The organism is Flavobacterium sp. HJSW_4, assembly GCF_042436695.1.
Classification (GTDB): Bacteria; Bacteroidota; Bacteroidia; order Flavobacteriales; family Flavobacteriaceae; genus Flavobacterium.
The window spans coordinates 45,696-67,464 of record NZ_JBHNPP010000022.1; the positions used below are offsets into that span (position 1 = coordinate 45,696).

At 32.6% G+C, this 21,769-nt stretch carries 21 protein-coding genes; 11 read left to right on the top strand and 10 right to left on the bottom strand.

Annotated elements, in window-relative coordinates:
- Positions 1-107 precede the first annotated feature (107 nt).
- The 3 genes from ACE01P_RS18310 to ACE01P_RS18320 all read right to left on the bottom strand — a co-directional run bounded on the left by ACE01P_RS18310 (position 108) and on the right by ACE01P_RS18320 (position 2,720).
- Positions 108-1,754, bottom strand: coding sequence for a SulP family inorganic anion transporter (locus ACE01P_RS18310; RefSeq protein ID WP_379700385.1), 1,647 nt, complete (start codon positions 1,752-1,754; stop codon positions 108-110).
- An 83-nt stretch (positions 1,755-1,837) separates the two neighbouring features.
- A complete protein-coding gene (locus tag ACE01P_RS18315) occupies positions 1,838-2,119 on the bottom strand; it encodes a hypothetical protein (protein ID WP_379700387.1) in 282 nt (93 codons plus the stop codon).
- Positions 2,120-2,240: 121 nt separating this feature from the next.
- Positions 2,241-2,720, bottom strand: coding sequence for a Dps family protein (locus ACE01P_RS18320; protein WP_111288607.1), 480 nt, complete (start codon positions 2,718-2,720; stop codon positions 2,241-2,243).
- A 107-nt stretch (positions 2,721-2,827) separates the two neighbouring features.
- Here ACE01P_RS18320 and ACE01P_RS18325 point away from each other — a divergent pair, with 107 nt between their 5' ends.
- Positions 2,828-3,775 carry a LysR substrate-binding domain-containing protein gene (locus tag ACE01P_RS18325; protein ID WP_379700389.1) on the top strand — a complete coding sequence of 316 codons (948 nt, stop codon included), beginning with the start codon at positions 2,828-2,830 and terminating at the stop codon, positions 3,773-3,775.
- A 27-nt stretch (positions 3,776-3,802) separates the two neighbouring features.
- On the opposite strand, the gene ACE01P_RS18330 is transcribed toward ACE01P_RS18325, so the two are convergent.
- Positions 3,803-4,000 carry a hypothetical protein gene (locus ACE01P_RS18330; protein WP_111379022.1) on the bottom strand — a complete coding sequence of 66 codons (198 nt, stop codon included), beginning with the start codon at positions 3,998-4,000 and terminating at the stop codon, positions 3,803-3,805.
- A 167-nt stretch (positions 4,001-4,167) separates the two neighbouring features.
- Positions 4,168-4,830 carry a tRNA (5-methylaminomethyl-2-thiouridine)(34)-methyltransferase MnmD gene (gene mnmD, locus ACE01P_RS18335; RefSeq protein WP_379700391.1) on the bottom strand — a complete coding sequence of 221 codons (663 nt, stop codon included), beginning with the start codon at positions 4,828-4,830 and terminating at the stop codon, positions 4,168-4,170.
- Positions 4,831-5,138: 308 nt separating this feature from the next.
- Here mnmD and ACE01P_RS18340 point away from each other — a divergent pair, with 308 nt between their 5' ends.
- A complete protein-coding gene (locus ACE01P_RS18340; RefSeq protein WP_379700392.1) occupies positions 5,139-6,209 on the top strand; it encodes a branched-chain amino acid aminotransferase in 1,071 nt (356 codons plus the stop codon).
- A 225-nt stretch (positions 6,210-6,434) separates the two neighbouring features.
- On the opposite strand, the gene ACE01P_RS18345 is transcribed toward ACE01P_RS18340, so the two are convergent.
- On the bottom strand, positions 6,435-6,815 hold the full coding sequence (locus ACE01P_RS18345) for a nucleoside triphosphate pyrophosphohydrolase family protein (protein WP_286968840.1): 381 nt from the start codon (positions 6,813-6,815) through the stop codon (positions 6,435-6,437).
- Positions 6,816-7,232: 417 nt separating this feature from the next.
- Between ACE01P_RS18345 and ACE01P_RS18350 the strand changes: the two genes are divergently transcribed.
- The 4 genes from ACE01P_RS18350 (at position 7,233) to ACE01P_RS18365 (ending at position 9,985) form a co-directional block, all read left to right on the top strand.
- Complete coding sequence (locus ACE01P_RS18350) at positions 7,233-8,420, top strand: transcriptional regulator (RefSeq protein ID WP_379700394.1); 1,188 nt, start codon at positions 7,233-7,235, stop codon at positions 8,418-8,420.
- A gap of 79 nt (positions 8,421-8,499) precedes the next feature.
- A complete protein-coding gene (locus ACE01P_RS18355; RefSeq protein ID WP_379700396.1) occupies positions 8,500-9,042 on the top strand; it encodes an RNA polymerase sigma factor in 543 nt (180 codons plus the stop codon).
- 33 nt (positions 9,043-9,075) lie between these two features.
- Positions 9,076-9,495, top strand: a complete 420-nt coding sequence (locus ACE01P_RS18360) for a hypothetical protein (protein WP_379700398.1) — start codon at positions 9,076-9,078, stop codon at positions 9,493-9,495.
- A gap of 31 nt (positions 9,496-9,526) precedes the next feature.
- Complete coding sequence (locus ACE01P_RS18365) at positions 9,527-9,985, top strand: sensor of ECF-type sigma factor (protein WP_379700400.1); 459 nt, start codon at positions 9,527-9,529, stop codon at positions 9,983-9,985.
- 71 nt (positions 9,986-10,056) lie between these two features.
- Here the strand turns inward: ACE01P_RS18365 and ACE01P_RS18370 are convergent, their stop codons facing one another.
- Positions 10,057-11,118 carry a WD40/YVTN/BNR-like repeat-containing protein gene (locus ACE01P_RS18370; RefSeq protein WP_379700402.1) on the bottom strand — a complete coding sequence of 354 codons (1,062 nt, stop codon included), beginning with the start codon at positions 11,116-11,118 and terminating at the stop codon, positions 10,057-10,059.
- Between the two features lie 257 nt (positions 11,119-11,375).
- Here ACE01P_RS18370 and ACE01P_RS18375 point away from each other — a divergent pair, with 257 nt between their 5' ends.
- From ACE01P_RS18375 to ACE01P_RS18385, 3 genes are all read left to right on the top strand, one after another.
- Positions 11,376-12,671, top strand: a complete 1,296-nt coding sequence (locus tag ACE01P_RS18375; RefSeq protein WP_379700403.1) for a hypothetical protein — start codon at positions 11,376-11,378, stop codon at positions 12,669-12,671.
- A gap of 133 nt (positions 12,672-12,804) precedes the next feature.
- Positions 12,805-14,784: a KUP/HAK/KT family potassium transporter gene (locus ACE01P_RS18380; RefSeq protein WP_379700404.1), complete on the top strand. Its 1,980-nt coding sequence runs from the start codon at positions 12,805-12,807 to the stop codon at positions 14,782-14,784.
- Between the two features lie 135 nt (positions 14,785-14,919).
- Positions 14,920-16,134 carry an RsmB/NOP family class I SAM-dependent RNA methyltransferase gene (locus ACE01P_RS18385; RefSeq protein ID WP_379700406.1) on the top strand — a complete coding sequence of 405 codons (1,215 nt, stop codon included), beginning with the start codon at positions 14,920-14,922 and terminating at the stop codon, positions 16,132-16,134.
- A gap of 91 nt (positions 16,135-16,225) precedes the next feature.
- Here ACE01P_RS18385 and ACE01P_RS18390 read toward each other — a convergent pair whose 3' ends face one another.
- Positions 16,226-17,269, bottom strand: coding sequence for an AMP-binding protein (locus ACE01P_RS18390; RefSeq protein WP_379700407.1), 1,044 nt, complete (start codon positions 17,267-17,269; stop codon positions 16,226-16,228).
- A 4-nt stretch (positions 17,270-17,273) separates the two neighbouring features.
- The gene (locus ACE01P_RS18395) at positions 17,274-18,206 is read right to left on the bottom strand and encodes a CPBP family intramembrane glutamic endopeptidase (protein ID WP_379700408.1); all 933 of its coding nucleotides are present in this window, start codon (positions 18,204-18,206) and stop codon (positions 17,274-17,276) included.
- A gap of 116 nt (positions 18,207-18,322) precedes the next feature.
- On the opposite strand from ACE01P_RS18395, the gene arsC reads away from it, so the two are divergent.
- Both arsC and ACE01P_RS18405 read left to right on the top strand, forming a co-directional pair.
- Positions 18,323-18,667 (top strand): arsenate reductase (glutaredoxin), encoded by a 345-nt coding sequence (gene arsC, locus ACE01P_RS18400; protein ID WP_379700410.1) that lies wholly within the window; start codon positions 18,323-18,325, stop codon positions 18,665-18,667.
- Between the two features lie 91 nt (positions 18,668-18,758).
- Positions 18,759-21,254: a TonB-dependent receptor domain-containing protein gene (locus tag ACE01P_RS18405; protein ID WP_379700412.1), complete on the top strand. Its 2,496-nt coding sequence runs from the start codon at positions 18,759-18,761 to the stop codon at positions 21,252-21,254.
- Positions 21,255-21,416: 162 nt separating this feature from the next.
- On the opposite strand, the gene ACE01P_RS18410 is transcribed toward ACE01P_RS18405, so the two are convergent.
- Positions 21,417-21,590: a hypothetical protein gene (locus tag ACE01P_RS18410; protein WP_111288649.1), complete on the bottom strand. Its 174-nt coding sequence runs from the start codon at positions 21,588-21,590 to the stop codon at positions 21,417-21,419.
- Positions 21,591-21,769: the final 179 nt, after the last annotated feature.

The window sequence follows — 21,769 nt, forward strand, 5'->3', positions numbered from 1 at the left end:
TTTTTTGTGTGGTAATTTCTAATTCTAGGAATGTCTCAAAAAAGAACTTGAATGTAAAGTTACCTAAAATTTGACATTTCTAGGGCTTTAAAAATACCTATTTTTAATTATTCTCCTCTAACAACTTCTTTTTGAACCACTTCCCTTTTAGCCACATCATAATAATGTTCTATTGTAACATGATTATGGTTTTCGGGTGTATTTTCTAATTCGTATGCTTCTTTAAAACCTTTAAGCTTCACTTTTATATTTTCGTCTATTGCTCTAGTTTCTTTAAATTCACGAATTAAATCTAAAACATCATGTGAAATGTATTCTGTATCATGAGCATTAATGATAACTTTAGAGTTTTCTGGAATTTCAGCTAACGTTTGTTTAATCGCCGCTTTATTCAAGAACGAAACCTCTTGCGCTAAATCGATATGAATAATGTCTCCATCTTCATATTCTTCTTTTTTGAAGTTGTAAGCTCTTTTTAAGTTTCCTCTTAAAACGAAAATGATACTAATAACAATTCCCAGCGCAACACCTTTTAGCAAATCTGTCGCAACGACAAAGACCAAAGTTGCAATGAAAGGGACAAACTGGTATTTCCCCTTTTTCCAGAAATGCATAAAGGCTGCTGGTTTTGCTAATTTATATCCGACCAAAATTAAAACGGTTGCCAATGTAGCCAACGGAATTTTGTTTAAAATTACTGGTACCGCTAATACACTTATCAATAAAAGCACACCATGAATGATAGCAGACATTTTAGATTTTGCTCCTGCATTGTTATTTGCAGAAGATCTTACTACTACAGAAGTCATTGGCAAACCTCCTAAAAGAGAGCTTATAATGTTACCAACACCTTGCGCTCTAAGCTCTACATTAGTGTTAGTGTAACGTTTTTGCACATCCATTCTATCTGTAGCTTCAATACATAAAAGCGTTTCAATAGAAGCGACAATGGCAATCGTAATAGCAACCACCCAAACTTGCGGATTTGTAACAGCAGTGAAGTCAGGTGTAATTATAATTGATTTAAAGTCATCAAAAGATTTTGGAACTGGCAAAGAAACCAAATGTTCTTTCGCAATTGCCAAAGTGCTTCCTGTTGAGACAAATATTTCGTTCAAAACAACTCCCGCAATAACAGCAACCAAAGCTCCAGGAACTAGTTTTATTCTTTTTAAGAAAGAAACTTTATCCCAAGCCAATAAAATCACCAATGAAACTGCAGAAACTACTACAGCCCCTAAATGAATATGATTTAAAAGATCAAACAGAAATGAAAATGAATTGCTTCCATCATTTTGAATAAAAGCCTGATCTCCTTCGAAATCTGCATCATAACCAAAAGCGTGCGGTATTTGTTTTAAAATGATAATAATTCCGATACCCGCTAACATTCCCTCAATTACGTTTGTCGGAAAATAGTTTGATATACTTCCAGCTTTTAAAAATCCTAATGCTAATTGAATTAATCCAGCAATAAAAACAGACATTAAAAATACATCGAAAGCTCCTAAATCGGTAATTGCGGTTAAAATGATAGCTGTTAACCCAGCAGCTGGACCTGATACACTAATGTGCGATTGGCTTAAGTATCCTACAACGATACCACCCACAACACCAGCGATAATTCCAGAAAATAATGGTGCTCCAGAAGCCATTGCAATACCTAAACACAACGGAAGAGCCACCAAGAAAACCACTAAACCTGAAGCAAAATCAGATTTAAGGTTGGCAAAAAGATTGATTTTTTTTGTCATAATATAATACTAAAAAAATTATTCATTAAAGATTTACCACATCTCGGCAGAAATGAGGCTAAAGTTCAAAATAATCGGAAGTATTATGCTACGTTAGGCGGTGGAGCGAAGATGCTCGGAGATATGTTGTCTAATTTGACAATGTTTTCAGAAATGATTGTTTTTTTCTCGATGCAAACCGGAATCAAAACTTCGTGCTCAAGAATAGTTGGATGCATAACATTTTTAAGTTCTTTATGCACTTCTTCTTCAGCGATACTAAAAGATATAGCCGTATTATTCCCTTTCTTTAACGCCTGAACAATTGTTGGGGTCGATAAGAAGGCAATAAATATGAATAATAATATGCGAGCTATATATTTCATCGAAACAAAAATAGCGTTAAACAAATAAAATCAAAGAGATTTGATAGAAATTTAACAAAAATAAAAAAGCAGAATGCAATTTTCATTCCATTCTGCTTTTAATTCTTTAAAAAACAATTATTTACAAAGTTTCTTCTAACCAAGCATTCATCATCCAAATCGTTTTTTCTTGTTCAGAAATGAAATCACTCATCATAGAATTGGTTCCTTCATCATTGATTTCGTCAGATTTGTTCAATATTTCTCTTTCGATTTTTAATAAATCAGATAGAGAATGAACAATTAATTGAACCGCTTTTTCATCGTTAGAAATATTTTTCCCAACTGTTAATTTATTGTTTTTAATATAGTCTTCAAAAGTATGCAAAGGTGTTCCTCCAATTGTCAAAACTCTTTCAGCTATCATATCTATTTTTAATTGCGCGTCTGTATATAATTCTTCGAATTTTACATGTAAATCAAAGAAACGCTTTCCGCGAATGTTCCAGTGAATTCCTCTCAAGTTTTGATAATATACTTGAAAATTTGACAATAATACATTCAGTTCTTTTACTAATAATTCTGATTCTTTTACAGGGAGTCCTAAAATATTTGTCTTCATAATCTGATTTTTTACACTAATTTACTACAAATTTAGAGTAACTTTACCAAAATAAACATAAATAAAAATTATATTTTCTTATTTTTGCATCACAAATTACTATCAACATGACTATAACTCAATTGCAATATGTGTTAGCGGTTGCTGAGCATAAAAACTTCACGCTTGCTGCTGAAAAATGCTTCGTAACACAGCCGACTTTAAGTATGCAAATACAAAAAATCGAAGAAGAGCTTAACATTTTAATTTTCGACAGAAGTAAAAAACCGATCCAGCTTACTGATATTGGACAAAAAATTGTAAATCAGGCAAAGAATATCGTAAACGAAGCCGATCGTATAAAAGATATTGTAGAACAACAGAAAGGTTTTATTGGAGGTGAATTTCGTTTAGGAATTATTCCAACGATTATGCCTACGCTTCTACCAATGTTTTTGAATAATTTCATTAAAAAATATCCGAAAGTAAAACTCTTAATTGAAGAGTTGAATACAGAGGAAATTATTCTAAAACTGAAAAACGGACATTTGGATGCTGCAATTGCTGCAACTCCGCTTGAAGACGAAAAAATCAAAGAAATTGTTTTGTATTTTGAGCCATTCGTAGCGTATATTCCTGAGCATCATGCAAGTTTTCAAAAAGAAGAAATTGAAGTTGCCGACTTAAATCTGAACGAAATTCTATTATTACAAGACGGACATTGCTTTAGAGATGGAATTTTGAATTTGTGCAAAAATGTCTCAGACGCCGATCAAACTAATTTCCAGATTCAAAGCGGTAGTTTTGAAACCTTAATTAAATTGGCAGACGAAGGCCTTGGCACAACGTTACTTCCGTACTTGCACACTTTAGACTTAAAAGAATCCGACAAACTGAAGCTCCGTAATTTTAAGGAGCCAAAACCTGCTCGAGAGGTAAGTTTAATTTACCCAAAGAGCGAATTAAAAATGCAAATCATTGACGCACTTAGATCTACAATTGCAGGTGTTGTAAAAGGCGCAATTGTTTTTCAGAATGTTCAAATCATTAGTCCGTTACAAAAGAAAGCGCAATAAAAAAGGAGCCAATTTGGCTCCTTTCTTTTATACTTTAATTAGCTGTAGACTTGGTTTTAATTCTGGTTTTCCGACTACGAAATTAAGTAACCATTCTTGCAATTGCTCCATTTCGTAAGGTAACAGTGTTTTGATAGCTTTCTCTAATTCTTTACAGAAAAGTACCGGATCGAAACTAACTCTTTCAAGTATTGATTTCGTGTAATCAAACATCATTTTTGACATAATAAAATAAGATTTTCGGGGGTTATCTATTTTTTAAACTCGAGCCAAATTTAAACAAATAACTAACATAATTACTATTTTTAACTTATTATTTTAAAAACTTTAGCAACGAATACGTTTTCTTAAAACATATAAATCAATGTAGAATTATTCTAAATAACTCATTTCTAAGTGTTTTTAAAGGCTCTAAACATTTCTCTCTTCCCTGGAGGCCCTGCCAATTTTTCTACAGTAAATCCGACTTCGATCATGCTTCTTTTAACAACTCCTCGAGCTGCGTATGTAACAAGAACTCCATTTGGCTTTAGACTGTTGTACATTTTCTGAAAAATTTCGGTACTCCAAAGTTCTGGTTGCACTCGATAACCAAAGGCGTCAAAATAAATCAAATCAAAAATTTCAAAATCGTTTATTTCATGAAAAAATTGTTTTCTTTTGGTTAAGGAGAACTGATCGCAAATTTCTATTTTTTCGTCCCATTTTGATTTATGCATTTTTTCAAAAATGTTATAAAATTCCGATGCTTCCAATTCTTCGGCGTAATTCATTTCCAAAATCTCTTCTGCATCTACAGGATACGCTTCTACTCCAACATAATCAATTGTCTGCTTCTTTCTCTCAGATTCTAAAAAAGTGATAAAAGCATTTAACCCTGTACCAAAACCTATTTCTAATATACTTATAGGATTCTCAAATAAAGAAAGTCCATTTTTTATAAAAACATGTTTCGCTTCCTGAATTGCTCCGTGCTTAGAATGGTAGCATTCGTCCCATTCTGGTAAACGAATTGTAGTTGAACCATCTAGCGTTTTAATTATTTCTCTTTTCACCTTTTTAAGAATTTAATAATGGCTTTTTATTGATTTTCAAGCCATTTTAATATTCAAATTTAGTCAAAACAAATGCGTAAAGCCTTAAAAAACGATACTTTTTTCATAAATTCTTTATAAAAATCAATTAAATATTTGAGTTTATTATAGGATAAATAAATCTCAGTCAAAACCATTAAATAATGAATTTTCACTAAATGTTTTAGAGATTTTTACGTAATTTTGCATTCAATATATTCTATTTTACACGATATCATCACTTTAGTTTTCTGATAGTGAAAAATATCTCACAAAAAACTTACATAACTATGAGTACAACTCAAACGAGCAAAATTGAAATCATTAAAGCTACTTCTACAAAGATCAACGAAGTAGATTTTGACAACTTAAGTTTTGGTGCTGTATTTACAGACCATTTATTCGAATGCGATTTTAAAAACGGGCAATGGCAAAATCCTGTCATTAAGCCTTATGCTCCAATTTTGATGGATCCATCTTCAAAAGTCTTCCATTACGGACAAGCGATTTTTGAGGGAATGAAAGCTTATAAAGACGAAAACAGTGATATTTGGTTGTTTAGACCAGATGAAAACTACAAACGTTTTAATAATTCTGCTGTCCGTATGGCTATGCCAGAAGTTCCAGAATCTATTTTTATGGATGGTTTAAATGAATTATTGAAAATTGATCAAGAATGGATTCAAAGAGGAAACGGTGCAAGTATGTACATCCGTCCTTTTATGATTGCTACAGGTCCTGGAGTTATCGCAAATCCTTCTGATGAATATAAATTTATGATTTTACTTTCTCCTGCAAAAGCATATTACGGAGGCGAAGTAAAAGTTATCATTGCTGAGCATTTCAGTAGAGCTGCAAATGGTGGAATTGGAGCTGCAAAAGCTGCTGGAAACTACGCTGCTCAATTTTACCCAACTAACTTGGCAAACAAAGATGGTTTCCAACAAGTTATCTGGACAGATGATGCAACGCACACAAAACTAGAAGAAGCTGGAACAATGAACGTTTTCTTCAGAATCAACGATACTTTATTGACAGCTCCAACAAGCGAAAGAATTTTAGATGGTGTAACTAGAAAAAGTTTGATCGCAATGGCTGAAAAAGAAGGATTAAATGTAGAAGTTCGTCCAGTAATTGTTACTGAATTGGTTGAAGCAGCTAAAAACGGATCTTTGAAAGAAATCTTCGGAGCAGGAACCGCAGCAGTTATTAGCGTTATCAAAGGATTCTCTTATAAAGATGAATACTTCGAAATGACTCCTATTGAAAATTCTTATGCTTCTTTCTTAAAAGAAAAACTGACAAGTCTTCAAAACAAACTTTCTGAAGATACTTACGGATGGACAGTTAAAGTTCAATAATCCAAAACCATATTACAAAAGAAACCCGATAAATTAAGTTTTATCGGGTTTTTTATTTTTTTAATATTAAAAATTAATTTTAAACACATAGAGTCATAGATCTCGCAATGTAAGAAAGAGAGCTAAAAAGAAACACGTTTCTTAACACATAGCTATGTGTACTAATACAAGTGAAACGCCTTTTGCTCACTCCTGAGACTATGTTTCTATGTGTTTAAATATTTTTTATAATAATTTTGAAAAATCAGGCTTAAAGTAATTTGGCCCTTTCATTACTTTTCCGTCTTCGCGGTAAATTGGCTGACCATCTTCTCCTAATTTACTCATATTACTACGTTGAATTTCATCAAAAACAGCTTCAATTTTATCTTGAAGTCCGTGCTCGATAATTGTTCCGCATAAGATGTACATCATATCTCCAAGAGCGTCTGCAATTTCAACTAAATCATTATTCTGAACCGCTTCATAATATTCCTCGTTTTCTTCTTTCATTAAATTATAACGAAGTAATTTTTTCTCTGCTCCTACATCGGCCTTTGGTGTAGTGCTGTGGCCAATTCTAAAAGCAGTGTGAAATTCTGTTACGGCATCAAGTTGTTTTTTCATATAGTAGTTTTCTTTTTTTTGCTAATTTAAGTCACTTTCTCATAAATCTGAAAATTTATTGAACGAAATGAAAAGGCAATTTAGCAGCAAATCGTTTACAAATCTCTAAATTTGCTAAAAATTTTTATAACTATGTTCAGTCAAGGTCAAATACAATTTGGAATCTGTTTTTTTATCGCTTTTGTAATCATTATGATATTTGCTTATCGAAAAGATTTAAAATTACACAGAGTCTTTTACAAAGGAAATTACAAAGTACTGCTTGCCTTTCTGCTTTTCATCGCTCTTTTGTTTGTCATTAAAATATTTTTAAAACGATAAATTATTCTCGTTACAATAAAATAAAACCTAATAATTATGGGTTATTAGTAACACTCACATAAAATTTATAACTTTACCGAAACCAAACAATCTGCCATGAAAATTCTAAAGTATTTATTTCTTTTCGCCTTATTAAGTTTTGTCGCTCTTACTGTTTTTGTTGCTACTCAGAGAGGCGATTTTTCTGTAGAAAGAAGTAAAGTTATCAATTCTCCACGCACAACGGTTTATAACTACTTAAACGACTTTAGAAATTACGAAGATTTTGAATCATGGTCTGTTGAAGATCCTTCTATAAAAATGACCTACGCTAATAAAACTAGTGGAAATGGCGCTACATTTTATTGGGATGGTGCTGACGGAAAAGGAAATTCTATCATTCTTAAAACAAAAGATGGAGAAAGCATTGACCAAAAAATGCAATTTGACGGCACTGAAGCAGATGTAAATTGGACTTTAAAAGATACTTTAAACGGAAAAACAAAAGTTACTTGGAAAGGAAAAGGAACTATGAGCTTTCTATTTAAAATCTACACTGCTTTACACGGAGGTTCTGACCGCGTTATTGGAACGATCTACGAAAAAAGTTTAGCAAATATTGACAAAAACTTAGATTACGAAACCAAAACTTATGCAGTTAAAGTAGATGGCGTTGTTAAGAAAACAGAAACTCCTTACATCAAACAGACTTTTACAAGCGAGATTGCCAAAGTAAGTAAAAATGCTAGAATTGTAATTCCGAAACTTATTCAGTTTAGTGAAACAAATGGTTTATCTGCAATTGGAAAACCATTCATTATTTATCATACCTATGACACTAAAACTGGTTTGGCTAAAATTTCCATTTGTTTACCTATTAATAGAGAGATTTCAACTAGTGCCGGAAGTGATATTTTATCTGGAAAATTAAATGGTTTTGATGCTGTAAAAACAACTCTTAACGGAGATTACTCTCATAGAAATGAAGCAATTGCTAAGACAACTGCTTACATCAACAATGAAAAGATCATTCCAGATTTAAGCTGGTCACATCTTGAAATCTTGACGTTGAGCAAATTGGATGTAAAAGCTTCATCTAAATTGGTAACTGAAATTTATTTTCCGATAAAACCAAAAGTAATTCCTGTTACTCCTGAGCCTGTTTATGCTCCAGAAAACACTGGCGAAACAACAAGCGAACCTCGTACAGAACAGCCACGTACAGAGCCCGTAAAACGCAAACCAGCTGCTCCTGCACCTGCTCCAACGCAAACACCTGCAAAAGAAGAAGATTCAGAATTTTAAATAATTTCAAAGGCGCATTAAACCTTTTGCGTTAAATTCTGTCTTACTTCTATTAAAGAAAGTTTACAAAACAAAAAGTTTGATAGACGAGAAAGAATTTATAAAACAATTATTAAGTCATGAAACGCAAAATACTGCGTTTCAAAAACTCTTGTCTGATTATCAGAGGCCTTTGTATTCTCATATTCGAAACATTGTTTTGAATCATGATGATGCAGACGATGTTTTACAGAACACTTTTGTAAAAGTCTTTCAAAATCTTAAAAACTTTAAAGGAGAAAGTAAACTTTTTTCCTGGATGTATCGTATTGCCACAAACGAAGCTTTGACTTTTTTATCGCAAAAAGCAAAATTAAGCGGTATTTCATCTGAAGACCTTCAAAACAAAACGATCGATAATTTAAAAGCCGATCTTTATTTTGATGGAGACGAAATTCAGATCAAACTTCAAAAGGCAATTGTGACGCTTCCAGAAAAACAGCAATTGGTTTTCAAAATGAAATATTTTGAAGAATTAAAATATGAAGAAATCGCAGAAATCTTAGGAACATCTGTTGGAGCCTTAAAAGCATCTTATCATCACGCAGTAAAAAAAATTGAATTATATGTTACATCAAATTAAACCTTTTGTAACTAAAACTATCTTATAAGTATTATGAAAACATTTAAATTAGAAAACGAACCCAAAATAAAATCTGGCTTTAAAGCTCCAGACAATTATTTTGATGATTTTTCAGGAAAGGTTTTACAGCAATTAAACGAAAAAGAAGTTAAAGTAATTCCTTTTTACAAACGCAAAAAAACATTTACACTAGCGGCCGCAGCAGTAATTGTTTTTGCATTATTAATTCCGATTGTAAACAATTACAAAGCCAATTCAAACGAACTTGATGAAGCTACTTTAGAAAATTACTTATCATATCACTCTAATATCAGCCAATACGATTTAATCCAAACCTTAGACGACAGTGATATTGAAAAATTAGGCAACGATGTTACTCTAGAAGACGAAACACTAGAAGACATTTTAGCTGCAAGTCCAAACATAGAACACTTAATTTCAGAACAAAATTAAATCAAACTTAACTCAACAACTTAGCTTAACAATGAAAATAAAAAACATTTTACCGCTATTGCTCTTTCTGACAACTTTTTCAATTTTTGCACAAAATGGAAAAATTGATGAAAAGCGAGAAAAAATTAAAGCTTTTAAAGTGTCGTTTTTAACAACAGAATTAGAATTAACTTCAACCGAAGCAGAAAAATTCTGGCCTATTTATAATGCTTATGATGACAAGCAATATGAATTAAAGTATTTGAAAATGAAAACTTATCTGAAACAGCTAAAAGATGACAGTCTTAAAAACCTTTCAGATAAAGAAGCTGCGACTTTATTATCTCAAATAGAAAGCACAGATAAGGAAATATATCAGCTTCGCGAAAAATACATGAGCAATCTGAAAAAAGTACTTCCCGCAAAGAAAATATTGTTGCTAAAAAAATCTGAAGACGATTTTAATCGAAAATTATTGCAACAATATCGCGACAAAGGCAATAAAGATTAAGCTTAAAGAAACAACAGCGATAAGAACCCTATATAATAATACTTACTTTATTATTTAGGGTTCTTATTTTTTTATCTAAAGTGAATGCGAATCATTTTATTATAACCAGCCGCAATTGCAGTATTTCTATTGATAAAACGAATGGTAAAAAGTTTATCGTCTTTTGACATCATTGTCCAAGTTTCTCCGCCATTTTGAGAATATTGAATTCCGCCAGAACCTACACAAACCAATTCTTTTCCGCCACCGCCAGGCACATATTGAACGCAAGAAGCATATCCAAAACCTTGGTTCTGACCAACTAATTCCCAAGTTTTTCCTCCGTCTTTAGTTACGATTTTATTATCTGTTTTTAGCATTGGCGATTCATAATCTCCTCCTGCCGCAAAACCATGTTTAGAATCGTAGAAATCGGCTGTAAAAATACCCGTCATTTCTTTTCCTTGCACGATTGGAGTTTCTACCGCTTTCCATGTTTTACCTTTATCGCCAGAATAAAAGACACGAGATCTTTTTCCGCCAGAAACGATCCAAGTATCATTTCCTTTAATTACTACATTTGAATTACTTGCTGCAAAAGCTGCTTCGCCTTGAGCATTTGTTGGAAGTTTATGAGACAACACTTTTGTCCATGTTTCTCCACCATCTCTTGTAATAATAACCGAAAATGCATCTTCAGTTGGGTCTCCAATTGCAATTCCTTCTTTATCATTCCAAAACTGCATGCTATCATAAAACACTTTTGGATGAACTTCTTTGTAAACCAATTTTGCTTTATTGGTTTTCTTAGAAACCTGATATAATAATGCAGGATTTCCAACACTTAAAAGAAATATATTTTTTGAGTTCTGAGCAATACTTCTAAATTCTAATTTTAAAGTATCTCTATAAATATGCTCTTCGAATTTTTCTTTTTTTTCTAAATCAAAACTCCCAAAACGAGAATTATCACCTCCGTACCAAACTTTGTTTTTATCGATTACGATGGCACGAATGCTAATTTTCTCCTGAAACAAAGTATCAACCTGAATTGCTATAAAACCATTTTCAAAATTTGCTTTATTCTTATTTGTGAATGTTTTAAAGGATACAAACAAAACAAACATGCAAAAAAACAGCGTTACTTTTCTCATATAAATAAATTTAGGGTGTTGCTAAAATACAATTAATTCCAACATGGAAAATTAATTTTCTATTTTTTTCGAGAAGATTATTTAACATTTCATTTCCAGTTCTTTACACAAGACGAGATTATAAATTCAACTAAATTAAAAAACAAAACAATGTAAATCACTATCCTACAGTGTTTTAAAAACCACATTAAAGCATTTAAATTTTGTGGCACAGTAATTGGATATCTCAGAATATTAATCTTCAATATGATTTTATCATGAAAGCGAAAATACTTTTATTAGCCCTATTTGCATTAGGAATTAGTTCTTGCGCTGTACAAGGTCAGACTACTGTTTATGCAAAAAACTCAGATATAAGCGATAACTTAGATTTAAGAGCTGTTGCTTCGATGTTTGGAGAATCAGCGAACCTTCAAGATTTTGAAAGACGTTTAAATGATCCTAAATATCAAATTTCAAACTTAGATCTTAATGGCGATAACGAAGTAGATTATCTTCGTGTTATTGAGAGTGTTGAAAACAGAACGCACGTTGTTATTATTCAAGCGGTTTTAGATCGTGATGTTTACCAAGACATTGCAACTATCGATATTGAGAGAGACAATTACAACAAAGTAAGCGTTCAGGTTGTAGGTAACAGTTATTTATATGGAGCAAATTATATTTATGAGCCTGTTTATAGCGTAGTTCCTGTTATCTATACTTCTTTCTGGGTTACAAATTACAGACCATACTGTTCAACTTGGTATTGGGGTTATTATCCAACTTATTACAGAGCGTGGAATCCTTACCCAGTTTACAGATATAGAAACAATGTAAATGTTTACATTAATGTAAATAACCATTACAACTATGTTAATGTGAGAAGAAGTTATTCAGCTCCTGCGATCTACGAAACAAGACGTTCTTATGGTTACGAAAGAATGCGTCCGAACTATAGTTTTGCTGATAGACATGCTAACACAACAAACAGATATGAATTAGATCAAAGACGTGTTGCTAGCAGAGAAACTTACAGCACAAATAGAAATTATACAGGTAGAACAACTTCTAACAATGGAACTTCTAATAGAACTTATGCAGAAAACAGAAGCGCAACTAATAGATCTTCTGTAGACAGAAACAATAATGGCAATGGAAACTATAACAGAGGTTACAATTCTACAGGCAGAAGCACTGAAAATGTAAATACACAAAGAAGTACAAGCCGTAATTATTCTAATGATGCAAATACTACTCCAAGAGTTGAAAGCACTCCTAGAGTTCAAAATACTCAGAGAGATTATGGAAGCAACAATTCTTCTAACTCATCAAGAGGATACTCAAATAGTGGAGCATCTTCTCCAAGAGCAGAAAGAAGTTCAAGAAGTTATTCTGAAAGCCAATCTAGCAACTCAAATAGAGATTATTCTGCTAGACCACAGCAAAGCCAACGTTCAGAATCTCCTAGAATGAGTCAGGAGACTTCTAGAGCGAGTCAAGAATCAAGAGGCGGTGGGCAAAGCCAAAGAGAAAGCGGCTCTAGCACTAGAGGAGGCGGAAGACGAGGTTAATTTTAGAAATAAATAATATTCAAAAAAGAAAGCACAATTTTACGATTGTGCTTTTTTTATTCTTTTTAATTATAATTGCTGCTAATTTGTTTTAAAACAGTAAATTTGCAACCGTCTTTTTATAAAATTATACATGAGCGCATCGCATAAAAACTTACATAGTAAGTTGTCTATTGGGGGTTTATTGATTACTTTAGGGATTATTTATGGAGATATTGGAACCTCTCCATTGTATGTAATGAAGGCCATTTTAGGCGATCATACCATAAATGCAGATATTGTTTTAGGAGGTATTTCTTGTGTATTTTGGACTTTAACATTACAAACTACAATTAAATATGTACTTATTACTTTAAGTGCAGACAATCACGGTGAAGGAGGAATTTTTGCATTGTATGCATTGGTCAAGAAAACAAAAATCCAATGGCTCATCGTACCCGCCATAATTGGAGGAAGCGCCTTACTTGCCGATGGAATTATTACTCCGCCAATTTCAATATCATCTGCTGTAGAAGGAATTAGAGCATTCTATCCTACTATGGAGACGCAAACAATTGTGTACATCGTAATTACTATTTTATTCGTTTTATTCACTATTCAGCAGTTCGGAACTAAATTGGTTGGTAAATTCTTTGCTCCAATGATGTTGATCTGGTTTGCTATGTTGGGAACTTTAGGAACTATTCAAGTACTTAATTATCCTGAAGTTATCAAAGCGATTAACCCTTATTACGCTTATCATTTATTATCGATACATCCTGATGGTTTCTTCGTTCTTGGTTTCGTATTCTTATGTACAACTGGAGCTGAAGCTTTGTATTCTGACATGGGGCACTGTGGTAGAAAAAACATCAGAATTAGCTGGATGTTTGTAAAAACAACATTAGTTTTAAATTATTTCGGACAAGCGGCTTATTTAATTCACCATGAAGGAAGCACTTTACAGCAACTAGGTGGAGAAAACGGAAATCCGTTCTATTTAATTATGCCACATTGGTTCTTGCCATTCGGAATTGTAGTTGCGACTCTTGCTGCTGTAATTGCTTCTCAGGCACTTATTTCTGGTTCGTTTACATTGATTAACGAAGCAATGCGTCTGAATTTTTGGCCAAAAGTAAAAATCAAATATCCGACAGAAGTAAAAGGTCAATTATACATTCCATCAATCAACTGGTTATTGTTTTTTGGTTGTGTTGGAATCGTTTTACATTTCGAAAAATCAGGAAATATGGAGCATGCTTATGGGCTTGCCATTATCTTATGTATGATTATGACAACCATTTTGCTAAACTATTACTTAATCATGAAACGTGTGAAACTGTACTTCATGGTACCATTAATCACGATTTATTTATTGATTGAGTTTAGTTTCTTATTTGCAAACATCACCAAATTTGCTGAAGGCGGTTATGTAACCTTGATTATCGCAAGTATGCTGATTTCTGTAATGACAATCTGGTACTTAGCGAAGAAAATCAACAAGAACTACACTAAAGTGGTTAAAGTTGACGATTACAAACAAGTTTTAGTAGAATTAAGCCAAGATTTAACGATCCCTAAATATGCTACGCATTTGGTTTATATGACCAATGCAAACCGTGTTGATGAATTGGAGGAAAAAATCATTTATTCTATCCTTCAAAAGCGTCCAAAACGTGCTGATATTTACTGGTTCGTTCACGTTAATATCTTGACTGAACCATACAAAACGCAATATAAAGTAACCGAAATCGCTAAAGACGATATTTACAGAATTGATTTCAATTTAGGTTTTAGAGAACCAACAAAAATCAATTTAATGTTTAGAGAAGTTATCAAAGACATGGTAAAACGTGGCGAAGTGGATATTACCAGCCGTTACGAGTCTTTAAACAAAAACAATATTATTGGAGACTTTAAATTTGTATTGTCTGAGAAGTTCTTATCAAACGACAACGATCTAAGATGGCATGAAAATATTATCATGAATTCTTATTTCTTCATCAAAAAACTGAGTTTGTCTGAAGAAAGAGCTTTTGGTTTGGACAGTAGCTCTGTTAAAGTAGAGAAATTCCCAATGGTGCTTCATGCTCCAGAAAATATTGGATTAACGCGTATTGCTTCTAAAGAATAAAGCTTTAAAAAATATTTCAAAAAAACACTCTAAATTAGAGTGTTTTTTTCTTTTAATGTGAGTCTGAATAAGATTCAGTATTAAAAATTTAACTTTCAATCAATTAATAGTACCTTTGCAACTCAAATTATAGAAATGAGATTACACAGAAATTTAGTTTATACTACCATTGACTCTTTGAATGCAATTTTCAATGAAGGAGAATATGCCGATAAAGTGGTAGCCAGAGCATTAAAAAAAGACAAACGTTGGGGAAGTTCTGACAGGAAATTTGTTGCTGAAACGATATACGAAATTGTTCGCTGGAAACGATTATACGCTGAAATTGCCGAAGTTAAAGAACCTTACGACAGAGAAAATCTATGGAGAATGTTTGCTGTTTGGGCTGTTTTGCGCGGTTATCCAATTCCAGATTGGAGACAATTGGAAGGAACACCTGAGAGAAAAATAAAAGGACGTTTTGACGAATTATCTAAAAACAGAGCACTTAAAGAATCTATCCCAGACTGGATGGATGAATTGGGTGTTAAGGAATTAGGAGAAAAAGTTTGGTCAAAAGAAATTGCAGCTCAAAATCAGCCTGCAAAAGTTATTTTGAGAACTAACACTTTAAAAGGAACTAAAGAAAGTCTTAGAAATACCTTAATGGATTTAAATATTGAAACTGAATATTTAAAAGATCAACCAGAAGCTCTTGTTTTAAAAGAAAGAGCAAACGTATTTTTAACAGACGCTTTTAAACAAGGTTTATTTGAAGTTCAAGATGCCAACTCTCAATTAGTTGCTGGATTTTTGGATGTAAAACCAGGAATGCGTGTAGTTGACACCTGCGCTGGAGCGGGTGGAAAAACGTTGCATATGGCTTCTTTAATGGAAAACAAAGGCCAATTGATTGCAATGGATTTATACGAAAGTAAATTGAAGCAATTAAAATTAAGAGCGAAAAGAAACGGAGCTTTTAATATCGAATACCGCATTATCGACAGTACAAAAGTGATTAAAAAATTACACGAAAAAGCAGATCGTGTTTTAATCGATGCACCTTGTAGCGGATTAGGAGTTTTAAAAAGAAACCCAGATTCTAAATGGAAATTACAACCTGAATTTATCGATAACATTCGTAAAGTTCAGAGCGAGGTTTTAGAAAGTTATTCTAAAATTGTAAAACCAGGCGGAAAATTAGTTTACGCAACATGTTCTGTTTTACCATCAGAAAATCAAGAACAAGTGGAGAAATTCTTAAAAACAGAAATCGGACAACAATTTAAGTTCATTGAAGATCGTAAAATGTTAGCTTCAGAATCTGGCTTTGACGGATTCTACATGGCACTTTTGGAAAGAAAAGCTTAAGTCTAAATTCCAATTCTTGGAATTATTTAATATTAAAAAATCCCAAATTTCAATCTGAGTTATTGAAATTTGGGATTTTTATTTTAGAATTTTAATCTTGTAAGCTTGGCTTTCGAAGCAATTTTCCGTTTTCGTTTTCTTTAAATTTTGATACAAAAACAATTTCTTTTGGTTTTTCATATTTACCTAAAACATCAAAGAAACTAGGTTCAAATTCTTGTTTTTCCCCTTCAATAACCAAAACCAATTTTTCTCCTAAAGTCGTATCTGGAAGTCCAGTGACAAAAAATCTGTTTGCAATTTTCCCGATCAATTTTGCTTCAATCTGTTCCGGAATCAGCTTTACTCCTCCACTATTGATTACGTTATCAATTCGTCCTAAAAATTTAAACTGCTTTTCATTCAATAATTCAACCAAATCATTTGTCACAATTGGCTCATCCGAAACGGTAGCCACATTAATAACCAAACATTGACGATCGTCTTGAGAAATTTTTACATTTGGCAGAATTGAAAAAACAGAATCACCTAAACGTTTCGCAGCAATATGTGTAATGGTTTCCGTCATTCCATATGTTTCGTAGATTTCCGTTTTAAGCGGCAACAATTTTTCTTCTAAAGCAGAATCTAATTTAGCGCCTCCGATAATCAATTTACGAACTTTAGAAAGTCCTTTAATCGAATTTTGAACTTGCAATGGTACCATCGCTACAAAATCATACGTTGTTTTATTTAATTCTAGCGGATGAAGACTTGGCGAAACAACATCCAATTCTAATCCTAAAATTAAACTTCTTACCAGCATCATTTTTCCAGCAATAAATTGCGTTGGAAGACACAATAAAGCTTTGTTTCCTGGCTCCAAATCAAAAAAATCTCCCGTTGCAAGCGCTGATTGTATCATTGCCTGTTTTTTCAATCTAACTACTTTTGGAAGTCCTGTTGTTCCAGAAGTGGTCATTTCGATATAATCTTTTTTATCAAACCAATCCAAAAAGAACTCTCCAATCGATTGTTCGTAAGCATCTCCCTCTTTGATAAAACTATAAGCGACACGGCACAAATCTTTTGCATTTAAATGATATCCATTTAATTTGAAATAATTGTGAACGTTATTTTGAGTTAAGTTTAGCATATTCTTAAGCTTTTAATTCGACATTACTAATTTTTCCTGTTAGTTTCTCTTTCCAATTTGTCCATCCATATTTTTTACTGAAAATAAAAAGCAGAATTGGATAAATAACAACAACGGGCAGAATTACATCTATTCCTGCAGAAGGCTCTGAAAGGTCTTTAAATACAGAATGAGTTTGAAAAACAGTCCAATCTGAAGTAACTAATAATGCTCCGACAAGATTGTTTGCCGCATGAAACCCAAGCGCCAATTCCATTCCTTCATCCATCAAGGTTATAACTCCCAAAAACAAGCCAGTTCCTATATAATAAATCATGATAATATTTCCCATTTTGCCCACTTCTGGATTTGTCCAGTGCATTGAGCCAAATATCACAGAAGTCATTAGAAGCGGAAACCATCTGTTTTGCGCCAAATTTGCAAATCCCTGCATTAAATATCCTCTAAAAACATATTCTTCTGTACTAGTTTGAATCGGAATTAAGATACAGCCCAGAACTGCTAATATTAAAAAAGGAATTACTTTAAACTGCAATACAAATTGCTCTGGCGATTTTAAATATACGAACAAAAAACTAAGCAATGAAAAAAATGTCCATACAAAAAATGAAAACCAAATGCGTTTCCAATCTACTTTAGGTCTTGAAGTCGTAACAGACAACAAGGTTTGATGATGAATAAATTTTACAACAAAATAAATTCCCGCAAAAGCAAAAATAAAGGAAATCATTACCAGAAAAAGAGTTGTATTGGATTCAAACATTTTCATAACACCTTCGTTGGTGGTTGGAAAAGCAACGTGCTCCTTAAATGTTTTATAAAATACCGCTGCAGTAATTGGAATTTGTCCGACAAAAGACGCTGAAATAATAAAGACAGATCCTAAAAGATATTTCCAAAATTTATTTTCAGGTTTAATCCCTTGCTCTAAAAACATAAATCTAAAATTTTAAAAAATGAGAATTCAAATTCGATAAGTTAATCTTACTTTTGATACTGCGAAAATACCCCTTTTTTACCTTACGAATATTTGAAACGATTAAATATAACAAAATGATACAAATTTACCATAATCCGAGATGCGGAAAATCAAGAAGCTGCCTTGCTTTTATTGAACAATCGAACCAAGATTTTGAAATTATTCCATATTTAACAGAAACTCCTACTTTTGAACAGCTAAAGACATTATTAAGTCAATTAAACTTGGAGCCTATTCAATTGATCAGGACTAAAGAAAAAATCTGGATCGAAAATTATAAAGGCAAAACTTTAAGTAATGACGAAATCATTAATGCAATGGTAGAAAATCCAATTTTAATTGAGCGTCCAATTGTTGTAAAAGACGGAAAAGCTATCATTGGTAGAGATCCAGATTTAGTCACTTCTTTTTTAGATTGATTCTAAAATATTCTATTAACATTTTTTTGTGATTTCTCTCTTTAAACCAAAAACTACATTTGCCGTCTAAAAGAAAAAGAAAAACCAGAAAATGAAAAAAATCAAATTTGCAGTATTACTTGTATTCTTGTTTACAAGTTTTTACAATTACTCTCAACAAGGAAGCCCAGGCGGCAAAAACAAAGTTAAAGTCACTGGAAAAGTTTTCGAGAAAGTAAGCAAACAACCATTAGAATATGCTACCATTTCGATTACTGCTCCAAATGACACAAAAGTTGTTGCTGGAGGAATCACAAATCCAAAAGGAGAATTTGAGGTTGCTGTTGCGCCTGGAACTTACGACATTAAAATTGAGTTTATTTCCTTTAAACCAACCGAAATTAAAGGAAAAAACATTCAAGACGATATCAATTTAGGTGTTGTAAATTTATCAGAAGATGCAGCACAATTAAATGAAGTTGTAGTTCGTGCAGAAAAATCGACTGTTGAAATTAAACTGGACAAAAAAGTTTACAACGTTGGTCAGGATATGATTGTAAAAGGCGGAAGTGTGAGTGATGTTTTAGACAACGTTCCATCTGTTTCTGTTGATACTGAAGGAAATGTAAGTTTAAGAGGAAGCGATAATATTCGTATTTTAATTGACGGAAGACCTTCGCAAGCCATAAATATGGCAGAAGCTTTAAGACAATTGCCTGCAGATGCAATTGATAAAGTGGAAGTTATTACCAATCCATCGGCTCGCTACGATGCTGAAGGAGGTTCTGGAATCATCAATATTATTCTTAAAAAAGGTAAAAATCAAGGTTTCAACGGAACTTTTATTGCTTCAACAGGTTTACCAGAAACGTATGGTTTAAGCGCCAATTTAAACTATAAAACTGAAAAGTTAAACTATTTTACGACTGCTGGATACAACTACAGAACAACAGAAGGAGCTGGTAAAACAAACTCTGAATATTTCAACGCAGACGGCACAACAAAAAGTTTCTTAGACGAAAGCCGCGATACAGAACGTATCAGAAAAGGTTTTAACGGAAGAGCTGGTGTAGAATGGACCATAACGCCAACTACATTCTGGACAAATGCGATCAATTACCAAAAAAATATAGGTGACGATCAAGATTTGATTAACTATTATAATTATGATGCCGCTCATAATTACACAGGAACATCTTACCGTTTAAACAACGCAGATACTGGAAGCGAAAACGTAGAATTTACTTCGAATTTGATTAAAAATTTCAACGATAAAGGACACAAGCTTACGGCAGATTTTTCTATTTCAAGAAATACAGATGACAGCGATAGTAAAATTACCGCTTCGCCAAATTTTGATACTACCTTAAACGACCAAGTACAAAAGCAAGTTTTGTTTCAAACAGATTATGTTTTGCCTTTAGGAAAAGGTGGTCAATTTGAAGCAGGTTATAAAGGAAGTTTTGGCGATTTGAACAACATTTATGATGTTACAAATGGTACAGTTCCAAATCCTAATTTATCAAATACATTAGAATACAAAGAAAACATTCAAGCGCTTTATACGCAATATGGTTTCAAAGCAAATAAATTTTCTTATTTGTTTGGATTAAGATGGGAAGACACCAATATTCATGTTAATCTTTTAGACACAAACGATTTCAACACTAAAAAATACAACAACTTATTTCCAAGTGCATTTATTAGTTACGAAATCTCAGATCAAAGCAACTTCTCTGCAAGTTATAGCAAACGTTTATCTAGACCAAGAGGACGTTTTATGAATCCTGCTGTAAACTATGCGAGTAACATTAATATCTTTCAAGGAAATCCAGACTTAGATCCTTCTTTGACAGACAAATATGATATTGGTTATATCAAAAAATGGGATAAAGTAACCTTCAATACATCAGCATATTTTGAAGACACAAAAGACGTTTTCAGCTTTGTAAGATCTCCTACAGGTGATTATGTAACTGCTGATGGTGAAGTGGTAACTCCTGCACCTGGACAACCAGTTGAAGGTACGCCAGTTATCAAAAGCCAGCCTATTAACTTAGGAAAAGAACAAAAACTTGGTTTCGAATTTACATTGAATTATACTCCATACAAATGGTGGAAATTAAACAGTAACTTCAACTTTTTCAACGTAAAAACAACTGGAGAGCATAGTTATATAGATACACAAGGAAATGAGATTGTTCAAAACTTAGACAATCAAGCTACTTCTTGGTTTGCAAGAGTAAACTCTAAAGTAACGCTTCCTTATAAAATTGACTGGCAGTTAACTGCAATGTACAATGGAGAGCAAAAAACAGCTCAAGGTAAAAACTTAGGTCAATTCGGAATGAATACAGCTTTCAGCAAAGACGTAATGAAGGACAAAGCAACAATTGCATTCAACATTAGCGATGTTTTCAATTCAAGAAAAATGAGATCTTACACTTATTTAGATGGTGTAACTTCATATAGCGAATTCCAATTCCGTAAGCGTCAGTTCAATTTATCATTCACTTACCGTTTCAACAAACCAAAAAGCGAAAGAGATAAAAATGCACAGCCTAAAAATGATGGCGGCGGAGAAGGCGGCGGAGATTTCCCTGGATAACATTTCCTAAATTCCAATATTGGATATCTAGAATAAATAAAATCCCAAATTTCAGTTATTGAAATTTGGGATTTTTTATTTCAAATATTCGAATTTCTTTTTTTTGAACAAAAAAAAAGGACTCGTAAAAACGGGTCCTTTTTTTATGACATCAATCTAAAATTAAATAGATTGTTCTTCTTGTCTTTTTCTGGCTCTTTTTTCTTTAATCATTTCCCAGCTTGCTCCCGTAACCCAATAAGATACGAAACCAACTAAGAAAAACATTAACCAAAATCCTATAGTAAGAATGGTTAAGAAAAGTAAAAAGCCTAAGTACTGTGAAAATTCAAACATGTTTTCCGGAATTTTTGAATGTTACCGCAAATGTAGGCTATATATTGTTTCTCAGCAATAAAATCTAAATCAATTTTCGTTAAATAACATTTATCCGTATATTTATACTCATTTTAAATAAGCTTTTTTTCGAATGCGAAACCTCTTAAATAAAGACTTGATAGAAATTCACAATATTT

Bases quoted from the DNA above. Each gene is read 5' to 3' on its own strand.
- ACE01P_RS18310 (WP_379700385.1), bottom strand. From the start codon at position 1,754: ATGACAAAAAAAATCAATCTTTTTGCCAACCTTAAATCTGATTTTGCT.
- ACE01P_RS18315 (WP_379700387.1), bottom strand. From the start codon at position 2,119: ATGAAATATATAGCTCGCATATTATTATTCATATTTATTGCCTTCTTA.
- ACE01P_RS18320 (WP_111288607.1), bottom strand. From the start codon at position 2,720: ATGAAGACAAATATTTTAGGACTCCCTGTAAAAGAATCAGAATTATTA.
- ACE01P_RS18325 (WP_379700389.1), top strand. From the start codon at position 2,828: ATGACTATAACTCAATTGCAATATGTGTTAGCGGTTGCTGAGCATAAA.
- ACE01P_RS18330 (WP_111379022.1), bottom strand. From the start codon at position 4,000: ATGTCAAAAATGATGTTTGATTACACGAAATCAATACTTGAAAGAGTT.
- ACE01P_RS18340 (WP_379700392.1), top strand. From the start codon at position 5,139: ATGAGTACAACTCAAACGAGCAAAATTGAAATCATTAAAGCTACTTCT.
- ACE01P_RS18345 (WP_286968840.1), bottom strand. From the start codon at position 6,815: ATGAAAAAACAACTTGATGCCGTAACAGAATTTCACACTGCTTTTAGA.
- ACE01P_RS18350 (WP_379700394.1), top strand. From the start codon at position 7,233: ATGAAAATTCTAAAGTATTTATTTCTTTTCGCCTTATTAAGTTTTGTC.
- ACE01P_RS18360 (WP_379700398.1), top strand. From the start codon at position 9,076: ATGAAAACATTTAAATTAGAAAACGAACCCAAAATAAAATCTGGCTTT.
- ACE01P_RS18365 (WP_379700400.1), top strand. From the start codon at position 9,527: ATGAAAATAAAAAACATTTTACCGCTATTGCTCTTTCTGACAACTTTT.
- ACE01P_RS18370 (WP_379700402.1), bottom strand. From the start codon at position 11,118: ATGAGAAAAGTAACGCTGTTTTTTTGCATGTTTGTTTTGTTTGTATCC.
- ACE01P_RS18375 (WP_379700403.1), top strand. From the start codon at position 11,376: ATGAAAGCGAAAATACTTTTATTAGCCCTATTTGCATTAGGAATTAGT.
- ACE01P_RS18380 (WP_379700404.1), top strand. From the start codon at position 12,805: ATGAGCGCATCGCATAAAAACTTACATAGTAAGTTGTCTATTGGGGGT.
- ACE01P_RS18385 (WP_379700406.1), top strand. From the start codon at position 14,920: ATGAGATTACACAGAAATTTAGTTTATACTACCATTGACTCTTTGAAT.
- ACE01P_RS18390 (WP_379700407.1), bottom strand. From the start codon at position 17,269: ATGCTAAACTTAACTCAAAATAACGTTCACAATTATTTCAAATTAAAT.
- ACE01P_RS18395 (WP_379700408.1), bottom strand. From the start codon at position 18,206: ATGTTTTTAGAGCAAGGGATTAAACCTGAAAATAAATTTTGGAAATAT.
- arsC (WP_379700410.1), top strand. From the start codon at position 18,323: ATGATACAAATTTACCATAATCCGAGATGCGGAAAATCAAGAAGCTGC.
- ACE01P_RS18405 (WP_379700412.1), top strand. From the start codon at position 18,759: ATGAAAAAAATCAAATTTGCAGTATTACTTGTATTCTTGTTTACAAGT.
- ACE01P_RS18410 (WP_111288649.1), bottom strand. From the start codon at position 21,590: ATGTTTGAATTTTCACAGTACTTAGGCTTTTTACTTTTCTTAACCATT.